Below are 22398 nucleotides of genomic sequence, written 5' to 3' on the forward strand. Positions count from 1 at the left end.
TTTGGGTTTTATTTATCCCCCGCTCCTGCATGAATTTCCCCCTTCGCAAGCTCGCCGCCATTGATATTGGGTCCAACGCCGTTCGTTGTCAGATATCGGCTGTGCTGTATTACGAAGGCCGTTACCGCCTCAAGCGCGTCGAATACGTGCGCTTCCCCATGCGGCTGGGCGAGGACGTGTTTGCCAGCGGCGAGATTTCGCCCGCCAAGGAGGAAAAATTCGTCAAATTCCTGCACTCCCTGCGCCTGCTGATGGAAGTGCACGACGTGGCCCACTACCTCGTGTGCGCCACCTCGGCCATGCGCTCGGCCGCCAATGGCGCGGCCATTGCCGCCCGCGTGCGTCAGGAACTGGGCATGGAAATCAAGGTAATCGACGGTCAGGACGAAGCCTTCTACATCAACCGCGTCATCGAGCACGTGCTGGAAGACAAGCGCCACTACCTACACATCGACGTAGGCGGCGGCAGCACCGAGTTCAACATCTACCACGACCGCCGCAAGGTGGCCGCGCAGTCGTTCGAAATCGGTTCCATCCGCCGCATGCAGCAGGAAGAAAGCGGCGAAGTCGGCACCGAAGCCCAGGCCGAGCTCTGGGCCCGCATGGAAGCCTGGGTACGCCACAACGCCCGCCAATACCACGTCACCCGCGCCATCGGCACGGGCGGCAACATCAACAAAATCTACAGCCTCACCTCCTCGGCCCCCGACAAGCACATCACCCGCCGCGCCATCGAAACCACGCTCAAGCGCCTCTCCGGCCTCAGCATGACCGAGCGCGTGAACGTGGCCATGCTCAACCCCGACCGCGCCGACGTCATCATCCCCGCTGGCCACATCTACCTCTCGGCCATGCAGTGGGCCAACGTCACCACCATGGTCGTGCCCGATATCGGCCTGAAAGACGGCATGCTCCAAGCCCTGTTCGAAGAGTTTTTCGACGAGTTAAGCCCCGAAGGCGGCCACCCCGCCATCCTCCCCGTTCCCGACGTGCAGAACCAGCCCGCCGAAATGGAGTAAGGCTAAGGTCATCATTGCGTGAGTGAAGTGCCCACCTGTCATTGCGAGCGAAGCGCGGCAATCCGTCCTCTCAGTGCGACTAGCCCTGAGATATGACAAAGCTTTTTTTGCCAACAGAAAGCCCCAATACTGCGAAGTATCGGGGCTTTCTGGTAAAAGAGAATGTCTGGTTTTTACAGGACGGATTGCCGCGCTTCGCTCGCAATGACAAACGGCTCAGTCCGCCTACACCTGCGCCGCTCCCACTGCCGCTTCGTCAATGTGCCCCACGGGCGTGGCATCGTCCTCGCACACGTCGTCGGGTTCCCCGCCTTCGCCGAAGGAATCATCCTGCGTATTGGCTTCCACAGACTCCAATGCGGTGAGCGCGGCGGCAGCTTCCGACGCTTCCAGAGCAGCCGCCACATCGGCGCGGCGCTGAGCCTGCACGCCCAGCAGGGCTAGCAGGCCTTCAGCCGTGGCAGTGGCCAGTTGCGCCTCATCACGCTTGAAGAAGTCCTTGTGCACATTCACCACCGGCTCGCCGGGAGCCGGGTGCTGCCGGATATAGGCCCCATCCTCCCGCATCACGTAGCTATTCTGGTTGTCCATCATATTCATCATCAGGATATTGATGGCCTCCCGCTTGAGCTGCGGATTCACAATCAGGAACAGCGCCTCAATGCGGCGGTCAAACGAGCGCACCATGATATCGGCCGAGCCAGCATACACCTTGGCATCGCCGCCATTGTGGAAGTAAAACAGCCGCGTGTGCTCCAGATACTCGCCCACGATGCTGCGCACCTCAATGTTCTCGCTCAGGCCCGGCCGCCCCGGCCGCAGGCAGCAAATACCGCGCACGATGAAGCGAATAGGCACGCCTGCCTTCGCCGCCCGATAAAACTCATCAATAATCTCCTTGTCTTCCAGCGAGTTCATCTTCATCACGATGCCACTGGGCAGTCCTTTTTTGGCGTGCTTGACTTCCTCCCGAATGAGGTGAATGAGCTGTTGCCGCATGTCTTTCGGCGCGGTGATGAGGTACTCGTAATCGTCAGGCTGCGAGTGCCCGGTGATTACGTTGAAGAATTCCGACACATCGTGACCATACACGTCGTTGGTTGTCAGCAAACTAACATCAGTGTAGAGACGCGAAGTCTGCTCATTATAGTTGCCCGAACCGATGTGCACGTAGCGCGTCACCTTCTCGCCCTCCTTACGGATAATCATGAGCAACTTGGTGTGCGTCTTGTACTTGCTCACCCCATAAATCACGAAGCAGCCCGCCTTTTCCAGCCGTGCGCCCTCGCGGATATTCTTCTCCTCGTCAAAGCGCGCCTTCACCTCAAACAGCACCGAAACGTGCTTGCCGTTCTCGGCCGCCTTCAGCAGCGCGGCCGATACGCGCGAGTCATCGGCCAGGCGGTAGATAGTCTGCTTGATGCCCAGCACGTGCGGGTCCACGGCCGCCTGCTCCAGCAGCCGCACCATCGGCTCGATGCTGTTGTAGGGATGGTGCAGCAGCACATCGTGGTGCTTGAGGTATTCAAACAGGTTTTCGTCGGCCCCTTCGGGCAGGCTCAGCGGCTGCACCGAAGCCGGCGTCTTGGCGGCGCGGCCCCGGAAATTGGGGTGGCGCACAATCTGCCAAAGGCCTTTCAAGTCAATCAGCGAGTTGATAACGAATACGTTGCCGTTATCAATGTTCCACCGCTCGCGCAGCACGTTCATCAGCACGGGCGAGGCGTTCGGCTCCACCTCCACGCGCACCACGCGGCCGCGCTTGCGGGTTTTCAGGCCCACCTGAATTTCCTTGATAAAGTCATTATCAATATCATCCGACTCTTCCAGCGTGAAATCCCCGTTGCGGGTGATGCGGAACAGGTCGGCCGATACAATTTCCACGTTGCGGAACAGGCGCGGCAGAAACTCACGCACCACTTCCTCAATGGGCACAAAAATGACTTTGTCCTTGCGCGTAAGTTCAAAAAACCGCGTCAGGTTCTGCGGAATCTGCACAAAGGTGAGACGCTCCTGCCCTTTCTCGGCCTCGCCATCCAGGCCCACCGCAATGCCGTTGCCAATGCGCGTGACCACCCCAAAGATGAGCATCTGGTTCATCATCAGCGGGAAGCCATGGTACGAGTCGTACACCATCGGCGTGAGCAGCGGAAACACGGTGTTCTTGAAGTAGCCGTCAGCTTTCTTCACTTCCAACTCCGTTAGGTCGCTCATCTTGAGAATATTGAAACCGTTCTTTTCAAAGTTCGGCTTCAGCTCATTCAGGTACGTCAGGCTCTGGTCGTTCACGAAACGATGCGCGAAATCCAACAGCTTGCGCCGAAACGGCAGCTCACGCAGGCCCGAGTAGTCAATCCGCTCCTTGCCGTAATCAAGGTAATTATACAGCGAACCCACGCGAATCATGAAAAATTCGTCCAGGTTCGAGCTGGTGATGGCCAGAAACTTAAGCTTATCAAATAGGCCCCGGCTGGCGTCCTGCACCTGGTCGAGCACGCGGTAGTTGAACCGTAGCCAGCTCAAATCGCGGCTGATGTATTTGCTTTTGCGGATAAGGTCGGCGGACTTGAAGAGCTTCATAATGGATAAGGATGACAGGGCAAAATACGTGAAATATGCCCCGGGAATAACACTCTACGCGGAAATAATAGCGGTGGCTTCAATCTCGACCAACAATCGCGGGTCAATCAGTGCCTTAACTTCCAGCATGGACGCCGCCGGCCGGATTGTCGCAAAAACTTCGCCGTGCGCCCGCCCCACTTCTTCCCATTGCGAGATGTCGGTCACGAACATTCGCGTACGCACTACATCCTCAAACGATGCACCGGCTGCATTAAGTGCCGCCCCAATTTTCTCCAGCACGCGCTTGGTTTGGGAATAGGCATCGGTGCCAGTTACGGTGTCGCCATCTTGGGCCGTGGTGCCGGCCACTTCTACCACATTGCCTACCCGCACGGCCCGGGAATAACCTACCACGGCCTCCCACGGCGCACCGGAAGAAATTAATTGTCGCATCGATTAGAATGGAAGAGTTACCAAAAGAAAAGGCCCACTTTGCAGCGGGCCTTTCCATTGAGTTGGAAGTTAAACGTCGAGTTTCGCGTACTTGGCGTTGCGCTCGATGAAATCCCGTCGCGGGGCCACTTCATCACCCATCAGCATCGAGAACAGGTGGTCGGCCTCAGCGGCCGATTCTACCGTTACCTGTTTCAGGGTACGGGTCATGGGCTGCATAGTGGTGGTCCAGAGCTGCTCGGCGTTCATCTCGCCCAAGCCTTTGTAGCGCTGCACGTTCACCGTTTCGGGCTTGCCGCGGCCGAGGTCTTCCTGGGCCTGGCTGCGCTCCTCCTCGGTCCAGCAGTAGCGCTCCTCTTTGCCGCGCTTCACGAGGTAGAGCGGCGGAAGGGCGATGTAAATAATGCCCCGGTCCACCAGCTCGCGCATGTAGCGGAAGAAGAAGGTCAGAATCAGCGTGCGAATGTGCGAGCCGTCGATATCAGCGTCAGTCATGATGATGACCTTGTGGTAGCGCAGCTTGCTGAAGTTCAGCGGCCCCGATTCGGTGCCGTCGTCCTCCGTCGTGAAGGCCAGCGACTTGCGCTCGTTGAAGCTCACGCCCAACGCGGTAATCATGTTCTTGATTTCCTCGTTTTCCAGAATGCGGTGCTCCTGGGCTTTCTCCACGTTCAGGATTTTACCGCGCAACGGCAGAATGGCCTGAAACGCCCGGTTGCGCCCCTGTTTGGCCGTGCCACCAGCCGAGTCTCCTTCGACGAGGTACAGCTCGCAGATTTCGGGGTCCGACTCCGAGCAGTCGGCCAGCTTGCCCGGCAGGCTGTTTGAGGAGAGTACGCCCTTGCGCTGCACCATGTCCTTGGCCTTACGAGCGGCAATACGGGCCTTGGCGGCCAGAATCACCTTCTCCATGATGCGGTTGGCCTGGTTGGGGTTTTCCTCCAGGTACTGCATCAGGATTTCGCCCACCACCGAGTTCACGGCACCGCTCACTTCGGAGTTGCCCAGCTTGGTTTTGGTCTGGCCTTCAAACTGCGGCTCCATCACCTTCACCGAGATAACGGCCGTGAGGCCTTCGCGGAAGTCGTCGCCGGTGATTTCCACTTTGGCTTTTTCGAACAGCTTGTTCTTGTCGCCGTAGCTCTTGAGCACCCGCGTCACGGCCGAGCGGAAGCCCGCTACGTGCGTGCCACCCTCGATGGTGTTGATGTTATTGACGTAGGAATAGACATTTTCCTGGTACGAGGTATTGTACTGCAGAGCCACTTCTACCGGCGTGCCGCCCTTCTCGCTCTCCACGTAAATGGGTTCCGAGAGCAGCGAAGGCCGCTGCTCACCGTCGAGGTACTGCACGAAGTCGCGCAGGCCGCCGGTCGAGTAAAACTCTTCGCCGCGAAACTCGCCGCTATCCAGCTTCTCGCGACGGTCGGTGAGGGTGATGCGGATGCCTTTGTTGAGGTACGAAAGGTCGCGCAGACGCGAGGCCACGGTGTCGTAGCGGTACTCAGTTTCGGAGAAGATGGTGGCATCCGGCAGGAACTGCACCTCGGTGCCGTGCTCGTCGGTATCGCCCACTTCCTTCACCGGGTACTGCGGGAAGCCGATTTTATACTCCTGCTCGTACTTGTGGCCGTTGCGGCGCACGGTCACCTTCAGATCGGTGCTGAGCGCGTTCACGCAGCTCACGCCCACGCCGTGCAGGCCACCGGATACTTTGTAGGAGCCTTTGTCGAACTTGCCGCCAGCGTGCAGCACGGTCAGCACCACTTCCAGGGCCGACTTGCCTTCCTTGGCGTGCCAGTCCACGGGAATGCCGCGGCCGTTGTCGCGCACGGTCACCGAGTTGTCCTCGTTGATGGTCACGTTAATCAGGTCGCAATGCCCGGCGAGGGCTTCGTCAATCGAGTTATCGACCACTTCCCACACCAAATGGTGCAGGCCTTTCAGGCCGGTGTCGCCGATGTACATGCTGGGCCGCTTGCGCACGGCCTCCAATCCTTCGAGAACTTGAATGCTGTCGGCCGAATAGTCCGACTGGGGAATCTTTGCTGTTGTTTCGCTCATGAGGGCGGGATTAAATCAGGTCATAAAACCGCCCCACGGGCGGCTAGGTACTGAACACTCAAAAGTACATATTTAATCCCATTTTGAGTATTTTTCGCGCCATTTATCCTCGGATTTTTTCATTTTCCTGTGCGCTGGAAAGGGGTTCGTGGCAGTCCCGTCCAGGGCCTGCAAACCGGCACAAAAAAAGGGCCTTTCTCCGCAGAGAAAGGCCCTTTTCAAAAGAAGGCTAGCTACTTAGTCAATCACAATCTTCTGGGTGGCCAGGCCGGCGTCCGTGCGGATTTGCAGGGTATACACACCGGTTTTCTCGCCGCTCAGGTCGAGGTTGACTTTGCGCGAGCCAACAGTGGCGGCGTTCAACGTCTGCGACTTCACCTGACGGCCCAAAGCGTCCGAAACGGTGAGTTGTGCGCCAGCTTTCAGCTCCGAGCCAAGGTCTATGCTGAACTGGCCGTTAGCGCTGGGGTTGGGGTACACGTTCAAAGCACTTTGCAGGGCCGCATTGCGGGTGGCCAGCGTCGTGCGCGAATACTTGTAGACACCGCCCAGGCCGTTCACATCCGTGTAGAGGCCACCGTAGCCCACTACGCTGTTAGGCGCGGTGCCGGCAATCAGGTCCATGCAGAAGAAATAGCCCGGATTGTTCAGATTGCTGCCGGAAACCGTAATGTTAGTCCAGTTGATGCCATCGGTGCTGGAAGAGAAACCGAAATCTTCGGGAACCTGGCCGGTGGTGGGCACGGGGTACCGCGGACCGGTGCTGTAGTACGTATTACCAACGGCATCGATGGCATTGCGGAAGAAGCTGCCGGTAGCCGTGTTTACGGGCGTGAAGGGCGACCAGGTCAGGCCGCCATCGCTGGTGCGGGCGTAGTTGATGCCGGTAACTGTGGCACTGGAGCCCGAGCCCGTGATGACGTAGCCGTAAGCAATGCCGTCAAGGTTATTGCTCTTGAAAGTCAACTGCGAGATGGACCCGATGATGTTCGGGATGATGGCCGAAGCCGTCCAAGTCAAGCCAAAGTCAGTCGTTTTGAACACCCGCACCTGGTCGGTGCTATTGGCCGAAGCCAGGCCTGTCCACAGCGTACCCGGCGTGGAGGTAGAAGCGTAGAAGGCGCCGGCGTTGCCGTATTCGGCCAGCAGGGGTGCGGGAACGCCCGCCGTCAGGCGGTTCCAGGTTTCGCCACCGTCAACGGTGCGCAAAATTTCAAAAACGCCCGGGTTAGTAGCCGTCTTGCCGGTAGGGTCGCCCAGGGCTACGCCGGTCGTGGCGTTGAACATGTGCACCCAGTTACAGAAAGAGCCGTCGCCAACGAACTTACCAACGGTTTTGTTGAGCCAGGTCGTGCCGCCGTCAGTGGTCTTGCGGATTTCGCCGCCATAGGCTGGCGAGCCGTTGGTGGGCTGCACAAAAGTGCTGCCAGGGTAAGCAGCCGCCACGGCGATGAGGTCGCTGACCCCGGAAATATTGCCCAGCGTTGCGGAGTGAGCCGTTGGCACAGCCCCGTCGGTAGTCAGCGTAACGGAGTTGAAATCAAATTCATCGCCCGCCGCGTTATTCGTACGAATAAAGGTATTGGGAATAGCAGCCGGAGCCCCAGTAGCTACCTTATCTGACGTTACGCCCCAAGCCACGGTTGGCGACAGAGTGTGGATGTCATTGATATTATACTGGGTCAGGATGTTGCTGTTGGGATAGTTAACCAGGGTCCAGGGACTCTGCGCGCGAGCTTGGGTGGCTAAGCCCAGCAGGCCCAGGAAAAGTAACTGTTTCTTCATGACAACTAAGATGTTAAAAGGGGTGAAGAGGGAAAATGAAAATCAAACGGGGGTGGGTGATGAAATGAATGGCAACCTCCGGCCATTAGCTGGCAAGGTTGCTATTCGGGCTCCAAGATAAGAAGGGTTGTGGATTTTACCTCAAAATAACGGATGAGCTTCGGCAAAACCGGGAATGGTGGGGCTCTGCCAGGCACGCTGCTGAGTGCTTATCACTACTGTAGCCCTTCGTTTTGAAAGCAACAGCCTGAAAATGCAAAAGGCCCTCCCCGCGGGGGGAGGGCCTTGTACAGTGGCCCCGTTTGGATTCGAACCAAAGACCGACTACTTAGAAGGTAGTTGCTCTATCCAGCTGAGCTACGGGGTCGAAACGGGGCAAAAAAATGTCGGGGTGGCAGGATTCGAACCTACGACCTCCTGGTCCCAAACCAGGCGCGATACCGGGCTACGCTACACCCCGAAAAAAAATAATGTTGAGTTTAGAAAACGACTTATTGGGTGGAGCCCCAACGAGCTGCTTTCGCAACCCAACATTATAGTGGAGAAGGGGGGATTCGAACCCCCGGTAACCTTTAGAGCTACGGCAGTTTAGCAAACTACTGGTTTCAGCCACTCACCCACTTCTCCGGCTGTTGTTCGCTTCCGTCTGAAGCGGGTGCAAATATACGGGCCGAACTGAAAGAGCCATGCTTTTGCCGAAAAAAATATCTGCGCTGTTAAAAAACGAAGGGTTCCGCGCGGGCCTATCTGCTAACTAAATCAAGCGTTTGAAGTGCTGATTTGCGCCTGTCAACTAATGCAAAAAAATGGGTAGCCCGGCCAGGCGTAGTAATATTGGTGCTCATTCTGACCGAACGTGCTGACCTGGGCTTATCCTGATTTTATAGTAGCGGCGCTGGCGCTGGGCCTGATGCTGGGCCTGCTGGTATGGCACTGGCGGCGGGGCGGCCGGCTGGCGCATCTGCTGGGCAGCCGGCCGCACCACCGCGGCTGGAAGGCCGTGCTGCGCATCGTGGCGGGTGGCCTGCTGCTGGCGGCCGTGCTGGGGCCGTCGCTGGGCGTGAGCCAGCGGCCCGTGCGCACGGCCGGCAAAGACGTGTGGCTGCTGGTGGATGTGTCGCGCTCGATGGATGCTACCGATGTGGCCCCTACCCGCCTGCTGCGCGCCCAGGCGGAATTGCAAGACTTGGTGGTGCAGTTCCCGGCCGACCGGCTGGGGCTGGTGGTGTTTGGGGCGGAGGCGGTGGTGCAATGCCCGCTCACGTATGACCAAGCGGCCGTGCAAACTTTTATTGCCACGCTGCGCACCAGCCTGCTGCCGGCCGGCCCCACCACGCTGCAAGCGCCGCTGGAATTGCTGTTGAGCCGCCTGACGGTGGCCCCCAGTACCGGCAGCCCTGCCCCACCCCGCGCCACGGCTCTGGTGGTGGTGAGTGATGGCGAGGACTTTGGCGAAAACCTGGAGCCCACGCTGCGCGCCCTGGGCCGCACCGGGGCGCGGATATATACAGTTGGGGTGGGCACGGCGGTGGGGTCCAAAATTCCGAAGGCCAACGGCAGCTTTGTGGTAGATGGAAAGGGCCGGGCCGTGCAAACCCGTCTGCGCGAAGCTCCGCTGCTGCAGCTGGCGGCCCAAACCGGCGGGCAATACGTGGAGTTGACCAACCAGCAGAACGGGTTTGGGCCGTTGCTGCGCTCGCTACGGGCCATGCAGGGCACTGCCGAGCAGGTACGCACCGTGGCTGTGGCCGATAACCGTTACCGCTACCCGCTGGCGGCGGCGCTGCTGCTGCTGGCGCTGGATGTGGCGCTCACCATCACCGTTATCCGGCCATGAAATACGCGGTGCTACTACTGCTAATGCTGGGCGGCCCGGCGTGGCACCTGCTGACGGGCGTGCGCGACCGCAACGTGGCCGTGGCCGACGCGACGGCCGCGTACACCCGGGGTAATGCCTCGCGGGCGGCCCGGGCTTTTGCGGCGGCGCTGGCGGCCCAACGCCAGAAAAGCCCGGACCCGCGCCTAGTGCTTAATCTGGCTCATGCGCAGGTGCTGGCCAACCAGCCAGAGGCCGCGCAGGCTACTTATGGGCGCTTGCTGGCGGGCACACCGGCGCGGCTGGGCAGCATTGCGCGGCAACAGCTGGCTGTGCTGGCGGCGCAGCGGGGCGAGTTGGCGCAGGCGCTGAGCCTGCTGCGGCAGGCGCTGCTGCTCGACCCTACTAATGCTGGGGCGCGGTTCGACTTTGAAGCCGTGAGCGACTACCTGGCCCGCCGGCCCAACAGCCCGCAGATTTCGGCCCCGTCCAAAGCGCCAGCTCCTGGCAAGCCCAAAGACTCGAACGATAAGAAATCAATGGAGAAAAATAAGCCGGGTGAAAAGGCGGGCACTGACCGCAAGGGCGAAGTCGATGATAACAAGACGGCCCCGCCCTCCCCGACCGCGCCCCAGTCCAGCCGACCCGACGCGGCGGGCCAGCCGGATAACCAACGTCCTGCCGTAAGCCCCGGCAACGCCGCCAATGGTGGCCGGACTCCCGGCACCGGACCGGCGCAGCCCGTGGCCAGCGGCAACGCACCCGGCACCCAGCGCGGTCTGGACCGCAACAGTGCTACGGCCGGCTCGGCAGCGGGCGGCAGGAGCAACCGACCCGGCACAGATGCCGCTACGGCTGCCGACCTCAGCCTGCAAACCCAGCGCGAGCGCCTGCAAGCCATGAACCTGAGTCCGGCCCAGGCCCGACAGCTGCTGGAAACGCTGCGGGCGCAGGAGCAGCAGTATTTGCAGCAGCTTACGCGGCCGACTATGCAGAAGCCCGACCCCGATAAACCGACGTGGTAGGTTTTATATCGTTATTCTGGGAAGTCATTCATCATCGCAACTCGCCACGGCTAACGACTGTTAGGCAAACTGCCGGCCGGTGCGTTTGAAATCCGTACTTTTGCGGCCTGATTCACCATCCCACCCCAACCCTTTCATTTTCCTGATTATGCAGATTAAAGAAGTTGTCATCATCTCGGCCGTTCGCACGCCGATTGGCTCATTTGGCGGGTCCCTCGCTTCGCTGTCGGCTACTGAGTTGGGCGCTATTGCACTCAAGGGCGCGCTCGACAAGGCCGGCGTGGCCGGCTCGGAGGTAAACCAGGTGATTATGGGCAACGTGATTTCGGCCAATTTGGGCCAGGCTCCGGCCCGCCAGGCCGCCAAGAAAGCCGGCCTACCCGACTCCGTGGAATGCACGACCGTGAACAAAGTGTGCGCTTCGGGCTCGAAAGCCATTATGATGGCCGCCCAGAGCATCATGCTGGGACAGTCGGACGTGGTGCTGGCCGGCGGCATGGAGAGCATGAGCAACGTGCCCTACTACCTCGACAAGGCTCGTTTCGGTGCGAAATATGGTCACGGCCAGATGATTGACGGCCTGGTACGCGACGGCCTGTGGGACCCGTACAACGACTACGCCATGGGCAACGCGGCCGAGCACACGGCCAAGGAAATGGGAATTACCCGCGAGCAGCAGGATGCCTTCGCCATCGAGAGCTACACCCGCAGCGCCGCCGCTGCTAAGGCCGGCAAAAAGAAAGACGAAATTGTGCCCGTCACCATCGAGAGCCGCGGCAAAACCACGGTGATTGAGGATGATGAGGAATACCTGAAAGCAGATTTCGCCAAATTCCCCACCCTGAAACCCGCTTTCATTAAAGAAGGCGGCACCGTGACGGCCGCCAACGCCTCGACGCTGAACGACGGCGCGGCCGCCGTGCTGCTGATGAGCCGCGAGAAAGCCGACGCGCTGGGCCTCACGCCCATCGGCCGCATTCTGGGCTTCGCCGATGCTGAGCAGGCTCCGGAGTGGTTCACCACTTCGCCCTCGCTGGCTATTCCGAAGGCACTGAAAAACGCCGGTAAGACGGCCGCTGACGTGGATTTCTACGAAATCAACGAGGCTTTCTCGGTGGTGAGTCTAGCCAACAATAAGCTGCTGAACCTGGACGGCGGCAAGGTGAACAAGTACGGCGGAGCCGTGAGCCTGGGCCACCCGCTGGGAGCTTCGGGCGCGCGCATCGTGACCACGCTGATGAACGTGCTCAAGAACGAGGGCGGCAAAATTGGAGTCACGGGCATCTGCAACGGTGGTGGCGGTGCCAGCGCCATTGTGGTGGAGGCGCTGTAGCCTTTTCGATAATTAAATTCCGAAAGCCCCGCCGTTTGAAACCGGCGGGGCTTTTTTTGGCCCGAATTTTAGCAAGAAGCCCTTCCGCACGGAAATAGCAATTCCTGCGTTCTTTCGCCTATGAAATATTTGTTGCCTTTTTGTTTGTTGCTGCTGGCCCTCCCCTCGCATGGGCAGCGGCTGAAACGATTCATCACCTACTACGACTCGCTGAAAACGACCAAGCGCGAGGTTTATACGGCCTTGGTGGCGGCCGATACTGTGCCGCAGGGCAGCTACAAGCGTTTTTACCGCAACGGCAAACTGGAGCAGCAGACCAGCTTCCGGCAGGGCAAGCGCGATTCGGCCTACGTGGAGTTTCATCCCAGCGGCACGCGGCGGCTGGAGGCTACTTATCAGGATGGCGTCCGGCAGGGGCCTTTCAAAACCTACTATGATGATGGGAAAGTGGCGCAGGCCGGCTTTTTTGTGGACGATGAGCCCAACGGCGACTTGACCTATTACCATCCCGATGGTTCCATCCGCCTGAAAACCACTTTGGTGAAGGGCCAGCCCAACGGGCCGCTGAAAGCCGTGTACCCTGACGGCAAAACCCAGGCCGAGGTGAACTATGAGAACGGCCAGCCCAACGGCGCGGTGAAATTCTACTACCCCAACGGCGCGGTGCAGAGCGAGGGCAGCTTCACGCGCGGGCTGCTGTCGGGTCCCTACAAAACGTATTATCCGAACGGGCAGATTGAGGTGGAAGTGCTGGCCGATAAGAACGGCCGGGGCCGCTACCGCAGCTACTACCAGAGCGGCAAGCTCCAGACGGAGAGCACCTACGCACCCGCTCCGCTGGTGCAGCGCCCCGTGAAAAACCAGCTTGGCGACGACCTGACCAAGCGCGTGGCCCCGCCCACTGGCACCAGCAACCTCGACGGCCCCGCCACCAGCTACTACGAGAGTGGCCAAATCAAGAGCAAGCTGACGTACCGCAACGGCATCCCCACGGGCCATGGCCTGGAATACTTTGAAAACGGCCACCTGCACGAGGAAACCGACTATAGCAACAACGGCCGCGACCGCAAAATCACGCGCTACCAGGACGCCGCGCCCGCCGTGGTGCAGGCCGAAGAGCAGTACAAGAACAACCGCCCCGCCGGCACCTGGCGCGACTATTACCCCGACGGCAAGGCCGTGCGCAAACAGGAAACCTACGGCCCCAGCGGCCGCCTGGTGGGCGACCGGATTACTTATTTCGAGAATGGCCAGGTGCAGACCAAGCAGACGTATCTGAACGGCTTTCTGGGCGGTGTGGGGCAGGAATACTTTGCCTCGGGCAAGCTGCGCAAGGAAACCACCTACGTGCGCAGCCAGATTCAGGGGCCGTTTAAAGAATACCGCGAGAATGGAACGGTGGCCGTGAACGGCCTGTACCGCAACAGCCGCCAAAGCGGCGTGTGGACTTATTACAAGGAAGATGGCACCACCGTGGACCGCACCGTGACCTACCGCAACGGCCAGCAGGTCACCGACCCCATCAAACAGCCCAAAGCCAAGCCCCGGCCCCCGCTGAAACGGAAGTAGTGTTTGGATACAAGAGGGTCATGCAGAGCGTAGCGAAGCATCTTTACCTCAATAGTAAAATCAATTAGTTGCGCAGTAAAGATGCTTCGCTGCGCTCTGCATGACGTGCATTTTACTGTTGCACTGAAAGCCCCGCCCTGTTAGGCGGGGCTTTTTTTTTGCTCTTGAGTCGATTTTAAATAACTCAGGCAACCGCCGGATGCAACCCGGCATCTAACGCTTCGAACCCCATTCCTCCGCCACGCCTTCCGAGGCCCCTACGCCAAAATTATTTTTCTGGCGCTTATAATCTGAATTTCAACTGGTAACAATCTCAAAAGCTTTGCTTAACAGAAATTTATTTAACCAGTACCTTGCGTTACAAAGTACCTGCTTTACATTTGTTCCATACAACGCCCAGTAGCTGCCGTCAGCGCGTACCAAAGACGGCCCGCTACCCGGCGCGGCTTCTCACTCACCGGGGATTCGGGCCCCGGACCCCTCACCTCCCCAGCGGAACCGCGGCCGCTGCCGGACCTGAGCCGCCCCTCGCCCGACCTCATCTTTTTCGCTGCACCATGAAAACCTTTTTCACGCCACTCACTGGTTTCTGCTTTGGCCGCCTGCTGCTCGCTTCGGCTACGATGATGTTCCTGCCCATTGGGGCGGCTATGGCCCAAACCGCTGGCCCCGGCCGCGTGAGCGGCAGCCTGGTGGAGGCTGGCTCCGGCCAGGCCGTGCCCTTCTCCGATGTGCTGCTGCTGCGCTCGGCCGATTCCACCTTTGTGGCGGTGGCCCAGACCACGGAGCAGGGCACTTTTAAAGCGGCTGCGCTGCCGCTGGGCACTTACTTGCTGCGGGTGCAGGACTTGAACTACGGCGTGCTGCGCCGCCGCTTTACCCTTACAGCTGCCGCGCCTTCGGTCGAATTATCGGGCCTGAAGATGAGCGCGGCCAAGGCTACCAAGCTGAGTGAAGTGGTGGTGACGGGCCAGAAAGCGGCCGTGGTGGAAGAGCTGGGCAAGCGCGTCATCAACGTGGAGAAGGACCTGGGCAGCGTGGGCGGCACGGCGGCCAACGTGCTCCAGAATGTGCCCTCGGTGAGCGTGGACGTGAACGGCACGGTTTCGATGCGCGGCACTTCCAACATCACCATCCTCATTGATGGCAAGCCGGCGGGCGTGAGCAACGGCGGCGGTGGCGGCGGCCAGCGCCTCGACCAGATTCCGGCCTCGCGCATTGCCCAGATTGAGGTGATTACCAACCCCTCGGCCAAGTACGACGCGGCCGGCGGCGGCGGGGTTATCAACCTCATCACCAAGAAAGAAACCAAGACCGGCACCAATGGCACGGCCGCCATCAACCTGGGCACCGCCGACAAATACAGCGGCAACCTCAGCCTGAGCCGCAAGGTGGGCAAAGCCACCTGGACCGCCGGCTACGACGGCCGCGACGTGACCTACGGCAGCCACGGCCACGCCGAGCAAACCGCCCTGCTGGGCCCCGGCGAAACCGTGCGCACCACGCAGGTAAGCGTGGGCGACGAAATCCACCGCAACCACTCGCTACGGGCCGGCGTGGACCTGGAATTGCCCAAAAGCCAGACCCTGGGCCTGAGCGTGAACGGCAGCACCGAGCGCAACATCGAAGGCGAAAGCCAGGAGCTGGGCCAGCAAACCAACGCCGACGCCGTGCAGCGCGCCCGGGGCCGGCAGGACCTCGACGTGAAAGTGAAAGTCCTGAACTTCAACAGCAACTACCGCCGCACCTGGGAAGCCCACAAGGGCCGCGAGCTGAGCGCCAACTTCGGCGGCGTGGTGATTGACGCCAACGTGCCGGTGGTGCAGCGGCAGTACGCCGAAGCCGGCTCGGTGGGCGTGCCGCAGCCCGGCACCCGGCAGCTGCTGGAGCTGCTGGCCAACGTGCAGTACGGGCAGGTGGACTACACCCACCCCCTGGCCGACGGCAAAGGCCGCCTCGAAATGGGGGCTAAAGTAGAGCGCCAGGCCAACGACGGCAGCAACAGCTTCGGCTATGCCACCAGCGAAGCCCGCCCCGACGACTTCCGCAACGACCCTACCCGCTCGCTCACCTACACCTCGCAGCAGGTGGTGCCCGCCGCTTACGTGACCGCCCAGCACAGCTTCGGCAAGAAGTGGAACGCCCAGGCCGGCCTGCGCTCCGAATACACTTACCTGTCCGGCTCCATCCAGGGCGGCGAGGGCATTGCCCAGCGCGGCAGCCTCAGCCAGGACTACCTCAGCTTCTTCCCGTCGGCCCTCATCAGCCGGGACTTTGGCAAGGAAGCCGGCCAGAACCGCCTGCAGCTGAGCTACGCCCGCCGCCTCAACCGCCCCAACTTCATGCAGCAGCTGCCGCTGGCCATCTACCAGGACCCGCGCAGCTACCGCCTCGGCAACCCGCGCTTGCAGGCCGAGTTCAGCAACAACATTGAGCTGGGTCACCAGCTCACCATCGGGCAGGCCACCATCACCAGCACCTTGTTTGCCCGCATCACCACCAATTCCATCCAGCGCCTGCGCTTCATCGACACCACGGCTACCCGCCTGGCCGGGGCCGGCGCGGGCCTCGTGACCGCCGAAACCTACGACAACCTGGGTACCACCACCAACCTCGGGGCCGAGTTCAGCCTCAACCAGCCCCTGGCCAAGTGGTGGCGCGTGACTGCCAGCACCAGCCTCTACCGCGCCCAGATTGCCGGCAACGGCATCGCCAACAACCGCACGGCCTTGGTGGGCAGCGCCCGCCTCGCCAACAACTTCACCATCCGCCCCACCCTGGAAATGCAGCTGAGCGGCAACGTGCGCTCGGCCTCGCTCACGGCCCAGGGCCGGCAGCTGGCCTGGGGGCAGGTCGATTTGGCCCTGCGCCAGCGCCTCTTCTCCGACCGCGCCGCCCTCACCCTGCGCGTTTCCGACCTCTTCAACACCAACGTGTACCGCACCGAAATCGCCACCGATGCCCTGAGCAGCACCCGCTACAGCAAGGACGAAACCCGCGTGGGCTGGCTGGGCTTCACCTGGTACATCGGGGCCAGCAAGGCCAAGCCGGGCCGCATCGAGGCCGCGCCCCAGGGCGGTGGCGGCTTCGGCGGCTGAGGTTAACCTCCTTTTACCACCCATTGCCACCCCGCTTTTCTCACCTTCTTCTTTCTGCGAAAAACCCCGTCGTCGGTTCTCCGGCGGCGGGGTTTTGTGTTTTGAATGATATTAAAATAAATGCCGCAGTTTATTACATAATAAGCTCCGTTACTTCGCGGCTCATTGTATAATGCGTTGCACCATTATCACTGAGATGAAGGGTGTGATTTCAGGAATTACTCAGCATTTATAAAATGGAAGTAGTCGTCGCTGAATTTGAATTGTATGTCCAGTTTGAGCGGCAAAGCCAAACCCCGCAACGGGTGTTTAAGGCCATTGCAGATTTGGTGACTGCCTTTACCAAATTCGATGAATTACTAGCGCAATCTATTCTTCCCGAGCTGCACGCCGAGTTGATTCTGGACGATGTAGAAGCAGGTTCCATCCGGTCAAAGCTGGCTATTTTATTGCGCGGCATCCCCGACGAAGCTATCAAGAACTTCGACTGGAAAAAACTGGTCGGCCATTTTTTGCTAAAAGCGAAGTATAACCTATTAAAGCTATTGGAAGGGAAAGAGAGCTTTACCGACGCACAGGAAATCGAAAACCTGCGCATCTCTCTAGAATCGATGGCTCCCACCGAAACATTCAACCCCTTAATGGTGCCGGGCCAGATTCCATCCATCAAACTTGTGGGATTGATTGAGGACATTGTTCGGGCCGCCGCGCTCCTACGTTCTAACGATTACGCCGACTACCGTTCGCAATTCGGAAATGCCCGCATCAATCCCAACTTTGATACCTCGAACCTCCGGGCTTTGCTTGCGACGAATACTGAAACGTCCGAAAACGAGTATCTGGTTAGAATCAAACGGCCCGATTTTATGGGCGAAGCCATGTGGGAGTTGGTATTGAAAAACCACACTATTCCCGCAAAAATGGCCGATACGGCGTGGCTAGAGGAATTCCATCAGGGCCTTGTCGACGTGAGGCCCAATGACTATTTAAGCATTCGGCTACGTACTGATACCACGTTCCAAGGCAGTTTTGGCAATCCTCAATTGCATTACACGGTACTCAAAGTCCTTGGCGTGAAGCGCTTCTAAGTCACCCCGCAGCCCAAGGAGACACCGCAAAGCCGTTCCAGTGCATCTGGAGCGGCTTTTTGCTTCTTCCGGTGAGCTACTAACTTTTATTTCAGCATTAGTAAAGGCTTTTCTGGTAGTGGAAAAGACTTATCCAGCATTGGTTAAAGGTTTTTCACTGTCAGTAAAGGCTTTGCCAGCCTTGAATAAGTCTTTTCTACTACCGGAAAAGCCTTTACTAATGCTGGTCAAGTCTTATTCAGCGTTGGTAAAAGAGTTGCTGGTACTAGTTAAGTCTTTCTCGGATTCGGCAATTTCTTCTCCGGCACTGGCATCGAATATTTCCACACGCAATACGGCTGATTTCACGCCTGAAATTCAATTATTTCCCGTAGTTTGGCCGGGCCAATCAGGCACGAATTCTTCATCTACTTCTTTACCAAAATTTCCACAACATGGCTTCTATCCAACGCGAATCGGCTGAGCTGGCCGCCGCGACCAAACGCATGAATGGCCTCAAAGCCATCGACCCCGACGGCAAGCTCGATTTGGGCAACGGCCACACCATGAAATCCTATCAGGAACAGATGGACACCGTGAAAACCAACCTCAGCAACTACAACGAGGCCCGCAGAACCCTCGACGCGCTCAAGAATACCCTGGACGCGTCGGAAAAAGTGCTGGCCAAGAAATCGAGTGCCTTGCTCACGGGCGTGGGCCAGAAATTGACCAAAGACAGCAGCGAGTACGAGCAGTGCGGTGGCATCCGCGAGAGCGAGCGCAAGAAGCCCGTACGGGCCGCGAAAGTAGCCAAGGCATAAAAGAACTAGGTTGGCATTACGTAAGCCGCTTTCCTCCGCTGCGAGGGAAGCGGCTTTTTTGTACTGGGTGAGGAAACGGATGGCGCGGGCCTGCGGCCCGTGCCGGCTATTGGCGGGCCTCCAGGCCCGCGGGTGCCCGCGCCGTTTGGGTTTTGTTCAACGATTGCAGGCTGGAAGCCTGCCAATAGTCGGCACGGGCCGCAGGCCCGCGCCATCCGTGGGCCATCGGCGGGGCCCAACTACCTTTGCCCCGTTATGCAAAAACCGAGTATTCCCAAGGGCACCCGCGACTTTGGCCCCGCGCAGGTGGCGCGCCGCCAACACATTTTCAACGTTATCCGCCGCACGTTCGAGTCGTTTGGCTTTGCGCCGCTCGAAACGCCGACGCTGGAAAACCTCTCCGTCCTCACCGGCAAGTACGGCGACGAGGGCGACCAGCTCCTGTTCAAGGTGCTGAACTCCGGCGATTTTGCCAAGGACGTGACGGCTGAAGATTTGGCTACCGGCTCGAAAGCCCTGCTGCCCAAAGTGGCCGAAAAAGGCCTGCGCTACGACCTCACCGTGCCCTTCGCCCGCTACGTGGCCATGAACCGGGGCACCCTCACCTTCCCCTTCAAGCGCTACCAGATGCAGCCCGTGTGGCGCGCCGACCGTCCCCAGCGCGGCCGCTACCGCGAGTTTTACCAGTGCGATGCCGACGTGGTGGGCACCGACTCGCTGCTCTGCGAAGCCGAAATCGTGCTCATGATGGCCCAGGTGCTGGACGGCCTCGGCCTGCACGATTTCACCATCAAAATCAACCACCGGGGCGTGCTGCGCAACATTCACCAGGCGCTGGGCGGCGAAGGACGGGAGACGGATTTGTTCGTGGCGATTGATAAGCTCGATAAAATCGGGCGCGACGGCGTGACCAAGGAGCTGCTGGAACGCGGCTTTACCGAGCCGACCATTGACACGCTGTTTGCCCTGCTCGGGGTGGATGGCAGCTACGAGGAGAAGCTCCAGCGCCTGCTGGCCGGCTTCGTGACGGCTGGCGTGGAGCCCGACGGCACTCGCCCCACGGCGGCCGAAGACTCGGCCGCAACCGATGAAATAACCGCCAGCTACCGGGGCCTGACGGAACTGGCCGAGGTGCGCGACCTGCTGGTGGCCTCCGGTTTCCGGCAGTTCGACCGGCTCGAATTCGACCCCACCCTGGCGCGGGGCCTCTCCTACTACACGGGCTGCATTTTCGAAGTCAAAATCAACAACGTGCAGATGGGCAGCGTGAGCGGCGGCGGGCGCTACGACAACCTCACCGGCTCCTTCGGGCTGCCGGGCGTGTCGGGCGTGGGCTTCTCGTTTGGCGTGGACCGGCTGTACGACTGCCTAGAGGCGCTGGATTTGTTCACGATGACGGCTGAGACTCCCACCCGCTGCCTCATCACGCACTTCGACGTGGCCAGCGGCCGGGCCGCCCTGCCGCTGCTGGCGCAACTGCGCGCCGCCGGCATCCCCAGCGAGTTATACCCCGACGTGAGCAAGCTGCAAAAGCAGTTCAAGTACGCCGATGCCAAGGGCATTCCGCTGGTCATCGTGCTCGGCCCGGAGGAAATCGCGGCCGGCGTGGCCAAGGTGAAAATCATGGCCTCCGGCGTGGAGCGCGTGCTGCCGCTGGGCGAAGTAGTGGCGGCGCTGACGGTGGAGTAATCAGGAATTGTATTGAACAACAAACTCCCCTCCTTACCAAGGAGGGGATGTTTCAGCGAAGCTGAAACGGGGGTGGTTAGGGCTTGCGCGCCGTTGGCAGTTCGTTCCAATAGCATTCAACGCCACAACCACCCCCGTCCGAGCCGTTGGCTCGAACATCCCCTCCTTGGTAAGGAGGGGAGTTTTTTTCGTTCTTTGTTGCCCCCAACTTCACCACCCGCCCCTTTTTAATGCCCACCCACACCATTTCGCCCGCGCAGCCCCTCACCCTGGCCGCGCTGGCTGCCCTGCTGGCCGACAGCCGCCCCGTCGAGCTCGGCACCGACGCTAAGGCCCAGATTGCCGCCTGCCACACCTACCTCCACGAGCGTCTGGCCCACGACGACCAGCCGATTTACGGCATCAATACCGGCTTCGGCTCCTTGTATAATGTGGGCATTGCCCCCCAGGAGCGCACCCAATTGCAGGTAAATTTGATGATGTCGCACGCCTGCGGCACCGGGGCCGAAGTTCCGCAAAACCTTGTACGCCTCATGCTTTTCCTCAAGGCCCAGAGCCTGAGCTACGGCCACAGCGGCGTGCAGGTGACTACCGCCGAGCGCCTTGTGGCCATGTACAACCGCGAAATGCTGCCCGTGGTGTACGAGCAGGGCAGTCTCGGAGCCTCCGGCGATTTGGCCCCGCTGGCCCACCTCTGCCTGCCACTTTTAGGGTTGGGCGAAGTCAATTACCAGGGCTACCGCCTCAGCGCCGAAGACGCCATGAGCCTCTTCAGCTGGGAGCCACTGACCCTGCAAGCCAAGGAAGGCCTGGCCCTGCTCAACGGCACCCAGTTTATGCTGGCCTACGCTGTGGATGGCGTGCTACGCGCCCAGCGCCTGGCGGCCGCGGCCGATGTCATCGGGGCACTTTCCACCGAAGCGTTTGGCGGCTGCACGCATCCATTTAATGAGAACCTGCACCGCATCCGGCCCCACGCGGGGCAGGTGCTGGTGGCCAAGCGCCTGCGCGAGCTGCTGGCCGGCTCCGAGCTGCAAACCCAGCCCCGCCTGGCCGTGCAGGACCCCTACTCCTTCCGCTGCCAGCCGCAGGTGCACGGGGCCTCACGCGATGCCCTGGCCTACGTGGCCCAGGTGGTCGAAACCGAGTGCAACTCCGTCACCGACAACCCCAACATCTTCCCCGACGAAGACCTGATTCTGAGCGGCGGCAACTTCCACGGCCAGCCCCTGGCCCTGGCCCTCGACCACCTCGCCATTGCCATGGCCGAGCTGGGCAGCATCTCGGAGCGCCGCACCTACCAGCTCATTTCCGGCCAGCGCGGCCTGCCTACTTACTTGGTGGCCGAGCCCGGCCTGAACTCCGGCCTGATGATTCCGCAGTACACCGCCGCCGGCATCGTGAGCCAGAACAAGCAGCTTTGCACCCCCGCCTCGGTCGACAGCATCGTGAGCAGCAACGGCCAGGAAGACCACGTGAGCATGGGTGCCAACGCCGCCACCAAGGCCCGCCGCGTCATCGAAAACGTGGAGCAGGTGCTGGGCATCGAACTGCTTACGGCCGTACAGGCGCTGGCCTTCCGCCGCCCCGGCCGCACCTCCGAGGCGCTGGAGCGCGTAGTGGAAGCCTTCGGGCAGGAAGTAAAATTCGTGGTGCGCGACCGGGTACTGTACCCGGATTTGCACAAAGCCGCCGCCTTCGTCCGTAAGTTTGACTGGCAATAAAGCGGGCTGTTTCGGCGTAATGCCACCGATTGCGGCACCTTTTGATAAGGTTTGCGGTCAGGAGTTCATGCGGCCCAAGCAATGCCGCACGTCTTGTTACGAGTACAGCTTATGAAGTTGGTGAACCGCTGCTTTTTTCTTCTTTGCCTTTGGAGCACCTTGGCCCAGGCACAGACGAACCCCTGTGCCCGCCCCAACCAGGTTCAGTTGAGTTGCACGTTTCGGGCCGTCGATATAATTAGCAACAGCTATGTTGATGCATTTTGCGTGGGAAGGCCAGTTCGGTTTGAACAATGCCCCGGCCGCAATATTCCGTTAGACAAGCTAAGCTATGGCGTCCTGCCAGGAACAGATGCGACATACATCAACGCAA

General features: G+C 60.0%; 15 protein-coding genes and 3 tRNA genes. 11 read left to right on the forward strand and 7 right to left on the reverse strand.

Annotation, left to right across the window (positions count from 1 at the left end; genetic code table 11):
* Nucleotides 1-29 precede the first annotated feature (29 nt).
* Nucleotides 30-1019 (forward strand): Ppx/GppA phosphatase family protein, encoded by a 990-nt coding sequence (locus tag AAFH49_RS10325; RefSeq protein WP_342297871.1) that lies wholly within the window; start codon nt 30-32, stop codon nt 1017-1019.
* Nucleotides 1020-1244: 225 nt separating this feature from the next.
* Here the strand turns inward: AAFH49_RS10325 and ppk1 are convergent, their stop codons facing one another.
* From ppk1 to AAFH49_RS10360, 7 genes are all read right to left on the reverse strand, one after another.
* Nucleotides 1245-3599, reverse strand: a complete 2355-nt coding sequence (gene ppk1 / locus AAFH49_RS10330; protein WP_342297873.1) for a polyphosphate kinase 1 — start codon at nt 3597-3599, stop codon at nt 1245-1247.
* 54 nt (nt 3600-3653) lie between these two features.
* Nucleotides 3654-4034 carry a RidA family protein gene (locus AAFH49_RS10335; RefSeq protein WP_342297875.1) on the reverse strand — a complete coding sequence of 127 codons (381 nt, stop codon included), beginning with the start codon at nt 4032-4034 and terminating at the stop codon, nt 3654-3656.
* 69 nt (nt 4035-4103) lie between these two features.
* Entirely contained in the window at nt 4104-6098 is a 1995-nt protein-coding gene (gene gyrB / locus AAFH49_RS10340; RefSeq protein ID WP_342297877.1) for a DNA topoisomerase (ATP-hydrolyzing) subunit B, read from the reverse strand.
* A 237-nt stretch (nt 6099-6335) separates the two neighbouring features.
* Complete coding sequence (locus AAFH49_RS10345) at nt 6336-7883, reverse strand: T9SS type A sorting domain-containing protein (protein WP_342297878.1); 1548 nt, start codon at nt 7881-7883, stop codon at nt 6336-6338.
* A gap of 293 nt (nt 7884-8176) precedes the next feature.
* Nucleotides 8177-8250: transfer RNA gene (locus AAFH49_RS10350), tRNA-Arg, on the reverse strand.
* Nucleotides 8251-8269: 19 nt separating this feature from the next.
* Nucleotides 8270-8343: transfer RNA gene (locus AAFH49_RS10355), tRNA-Pro, on the reverse strand.
* Nucleotides 8344-8422: 79 nt separating this feature from the next.
* Nucleotides 8423-8510: transfer RNA gene (locus tag AAFH49_RS10360), tRNA-Ser, on the reverse strand.
* 229 nt (nt 8511-8739) lie between these two features.
* On the opposite strand from AAFH49_RS10360, the gene AAFH49_RS10365 reads away from it, so the two are divergent.
* The 10 genes from AAFH49_RS10365 (at nt 8740) to hutH (ending at nt 22025) form a co-directional block, all read left to right on the forward strand.
* On the forward strand, nt 8740-9720 hold the full coding sequence (locus AAFH49_RS10365) for a VWA domain-containing protein (RefSeq protein ID WP_342297880.1): 981 nt from the start codon (nt 8740-8742) through the stop codon (nt 9718-9720).
* Nucleotides 9717-10724 (forward strand): hypothetical protein, encoded by a 1008-nt coding sequence (locus AAFH49_RS10370; RefSeq protein WP_342297882.1) that lies wholly within the window; start codon nt 9717-9719, stop codon nt 10722-10724. The genes AAFH49_RS10365 and AAFH49_RS10370 overlap by 4 nt, the downstream gene beginning before the upstream one ends.
* Before the next feature lie 148 nt (nt 10725-10872).
* Nucleotides 10873-12057, forward strand: a complete 1185-nt coding sequence (locus AAFH49_RS10375; RefSeq protein WP_342297884.1) for an acetyl-CoA C-acyltransferase — start codon at nt 10873-10875, stop codon at nt 12055-12057.
* A gap of 120 nt (nt 12058-12177) precedes the next feature.
* Nucleotides 12178-13626 (forward strand): toxin-antitoxin system YwqK family antitoxin, encoded by a 1449-nt coding sequence (locus tag AAFH49_RS10380; RefSeq protein WP_342297886.1) that lies wholly within the window; start codon nt 12178-12180, stop codon nt 13624-13626.
* A 557-nt stretch (nt 13627-14183) separates the two neighbouring features.
* Nucleotides 14184-16724 carry a TonB-dependent receptor domain-containing protein gene (locus tag AAFH49_RS10385; RefSeq protein WP_342297888.1) on the forward strand — a complete coding sequence of 847 codons (2541 nt, stop codon included), beginning with the start codon at nt 14184-14186 and terminating at the stop codon, nt 16722-16724.
* A 236-nt stretch (nt 16725-16960) separates the two neighbouring features.
* Nucleotides 16961-17812, forward strand: coding sequence for a hypothetical protein (locus tag AAFH49_RS10390; RefSeq protein ID WP_342297890.1), 852 nt, complete (start codon nt 16961-16963; stop codon nt 17810-17812).
* 40 nt (nt 17813-17852) lie between these two features.
* Entirely contained in the window at nt 17853-18275 is a 423-nt protein-coding gene (locus tag AAFH49_RS10395) for a hypothetical protein (protein WP_342297892.1), read from the forward strand.
* Entirely contained in the window at nt 18247-18612 is a 366-nt protein-coding gene (locus AAFH49_RS10400; protein WP_342297894.1) for a hypothetical protein, read from the forward strand. Before AAFH49_RS10395 ends, AAFH49_RS10400 begins: the two co-directional genes overlap by 29 nt.
* Before the next feature lie 255 nt (nt 18613-18867).
* The gene (gene hisS, locus AAFH49_RS10405; RefSeq protein WP_342297896.1) at nt 18868-20301 is read left to right on the forward strand and encodes a histidine--tRNA ligase; all 1434 of its coding nucleotides are present in this window, start codon (nt 18868-18870) and stop codon (nt 20299-20301) included.
* A 230-nt stretch (nt 20302-20531) separates the two neighbouring features.
* Entirely contained in the window at nt 20532-22025 is a 1494-nt protein-coding gene (hutH, locus tag AAFH49_RS10410) for a histidine ammonia-lyase (RefSeq protein ID WP_342297897.1), read from the forward strand.
* Nucleotides 22026-22398 lie beyond the last annotated feature (373 nt).

It is taken from the genome of Hymenobacter segetis (genome assembly GCF_038448715.1).
Lineage (GTDB): Bacteria > Bacteroidota > Bacteroidia > Cytophagales > Hymenobacteraceae > Hymenobacter > Hymenobacter segetis.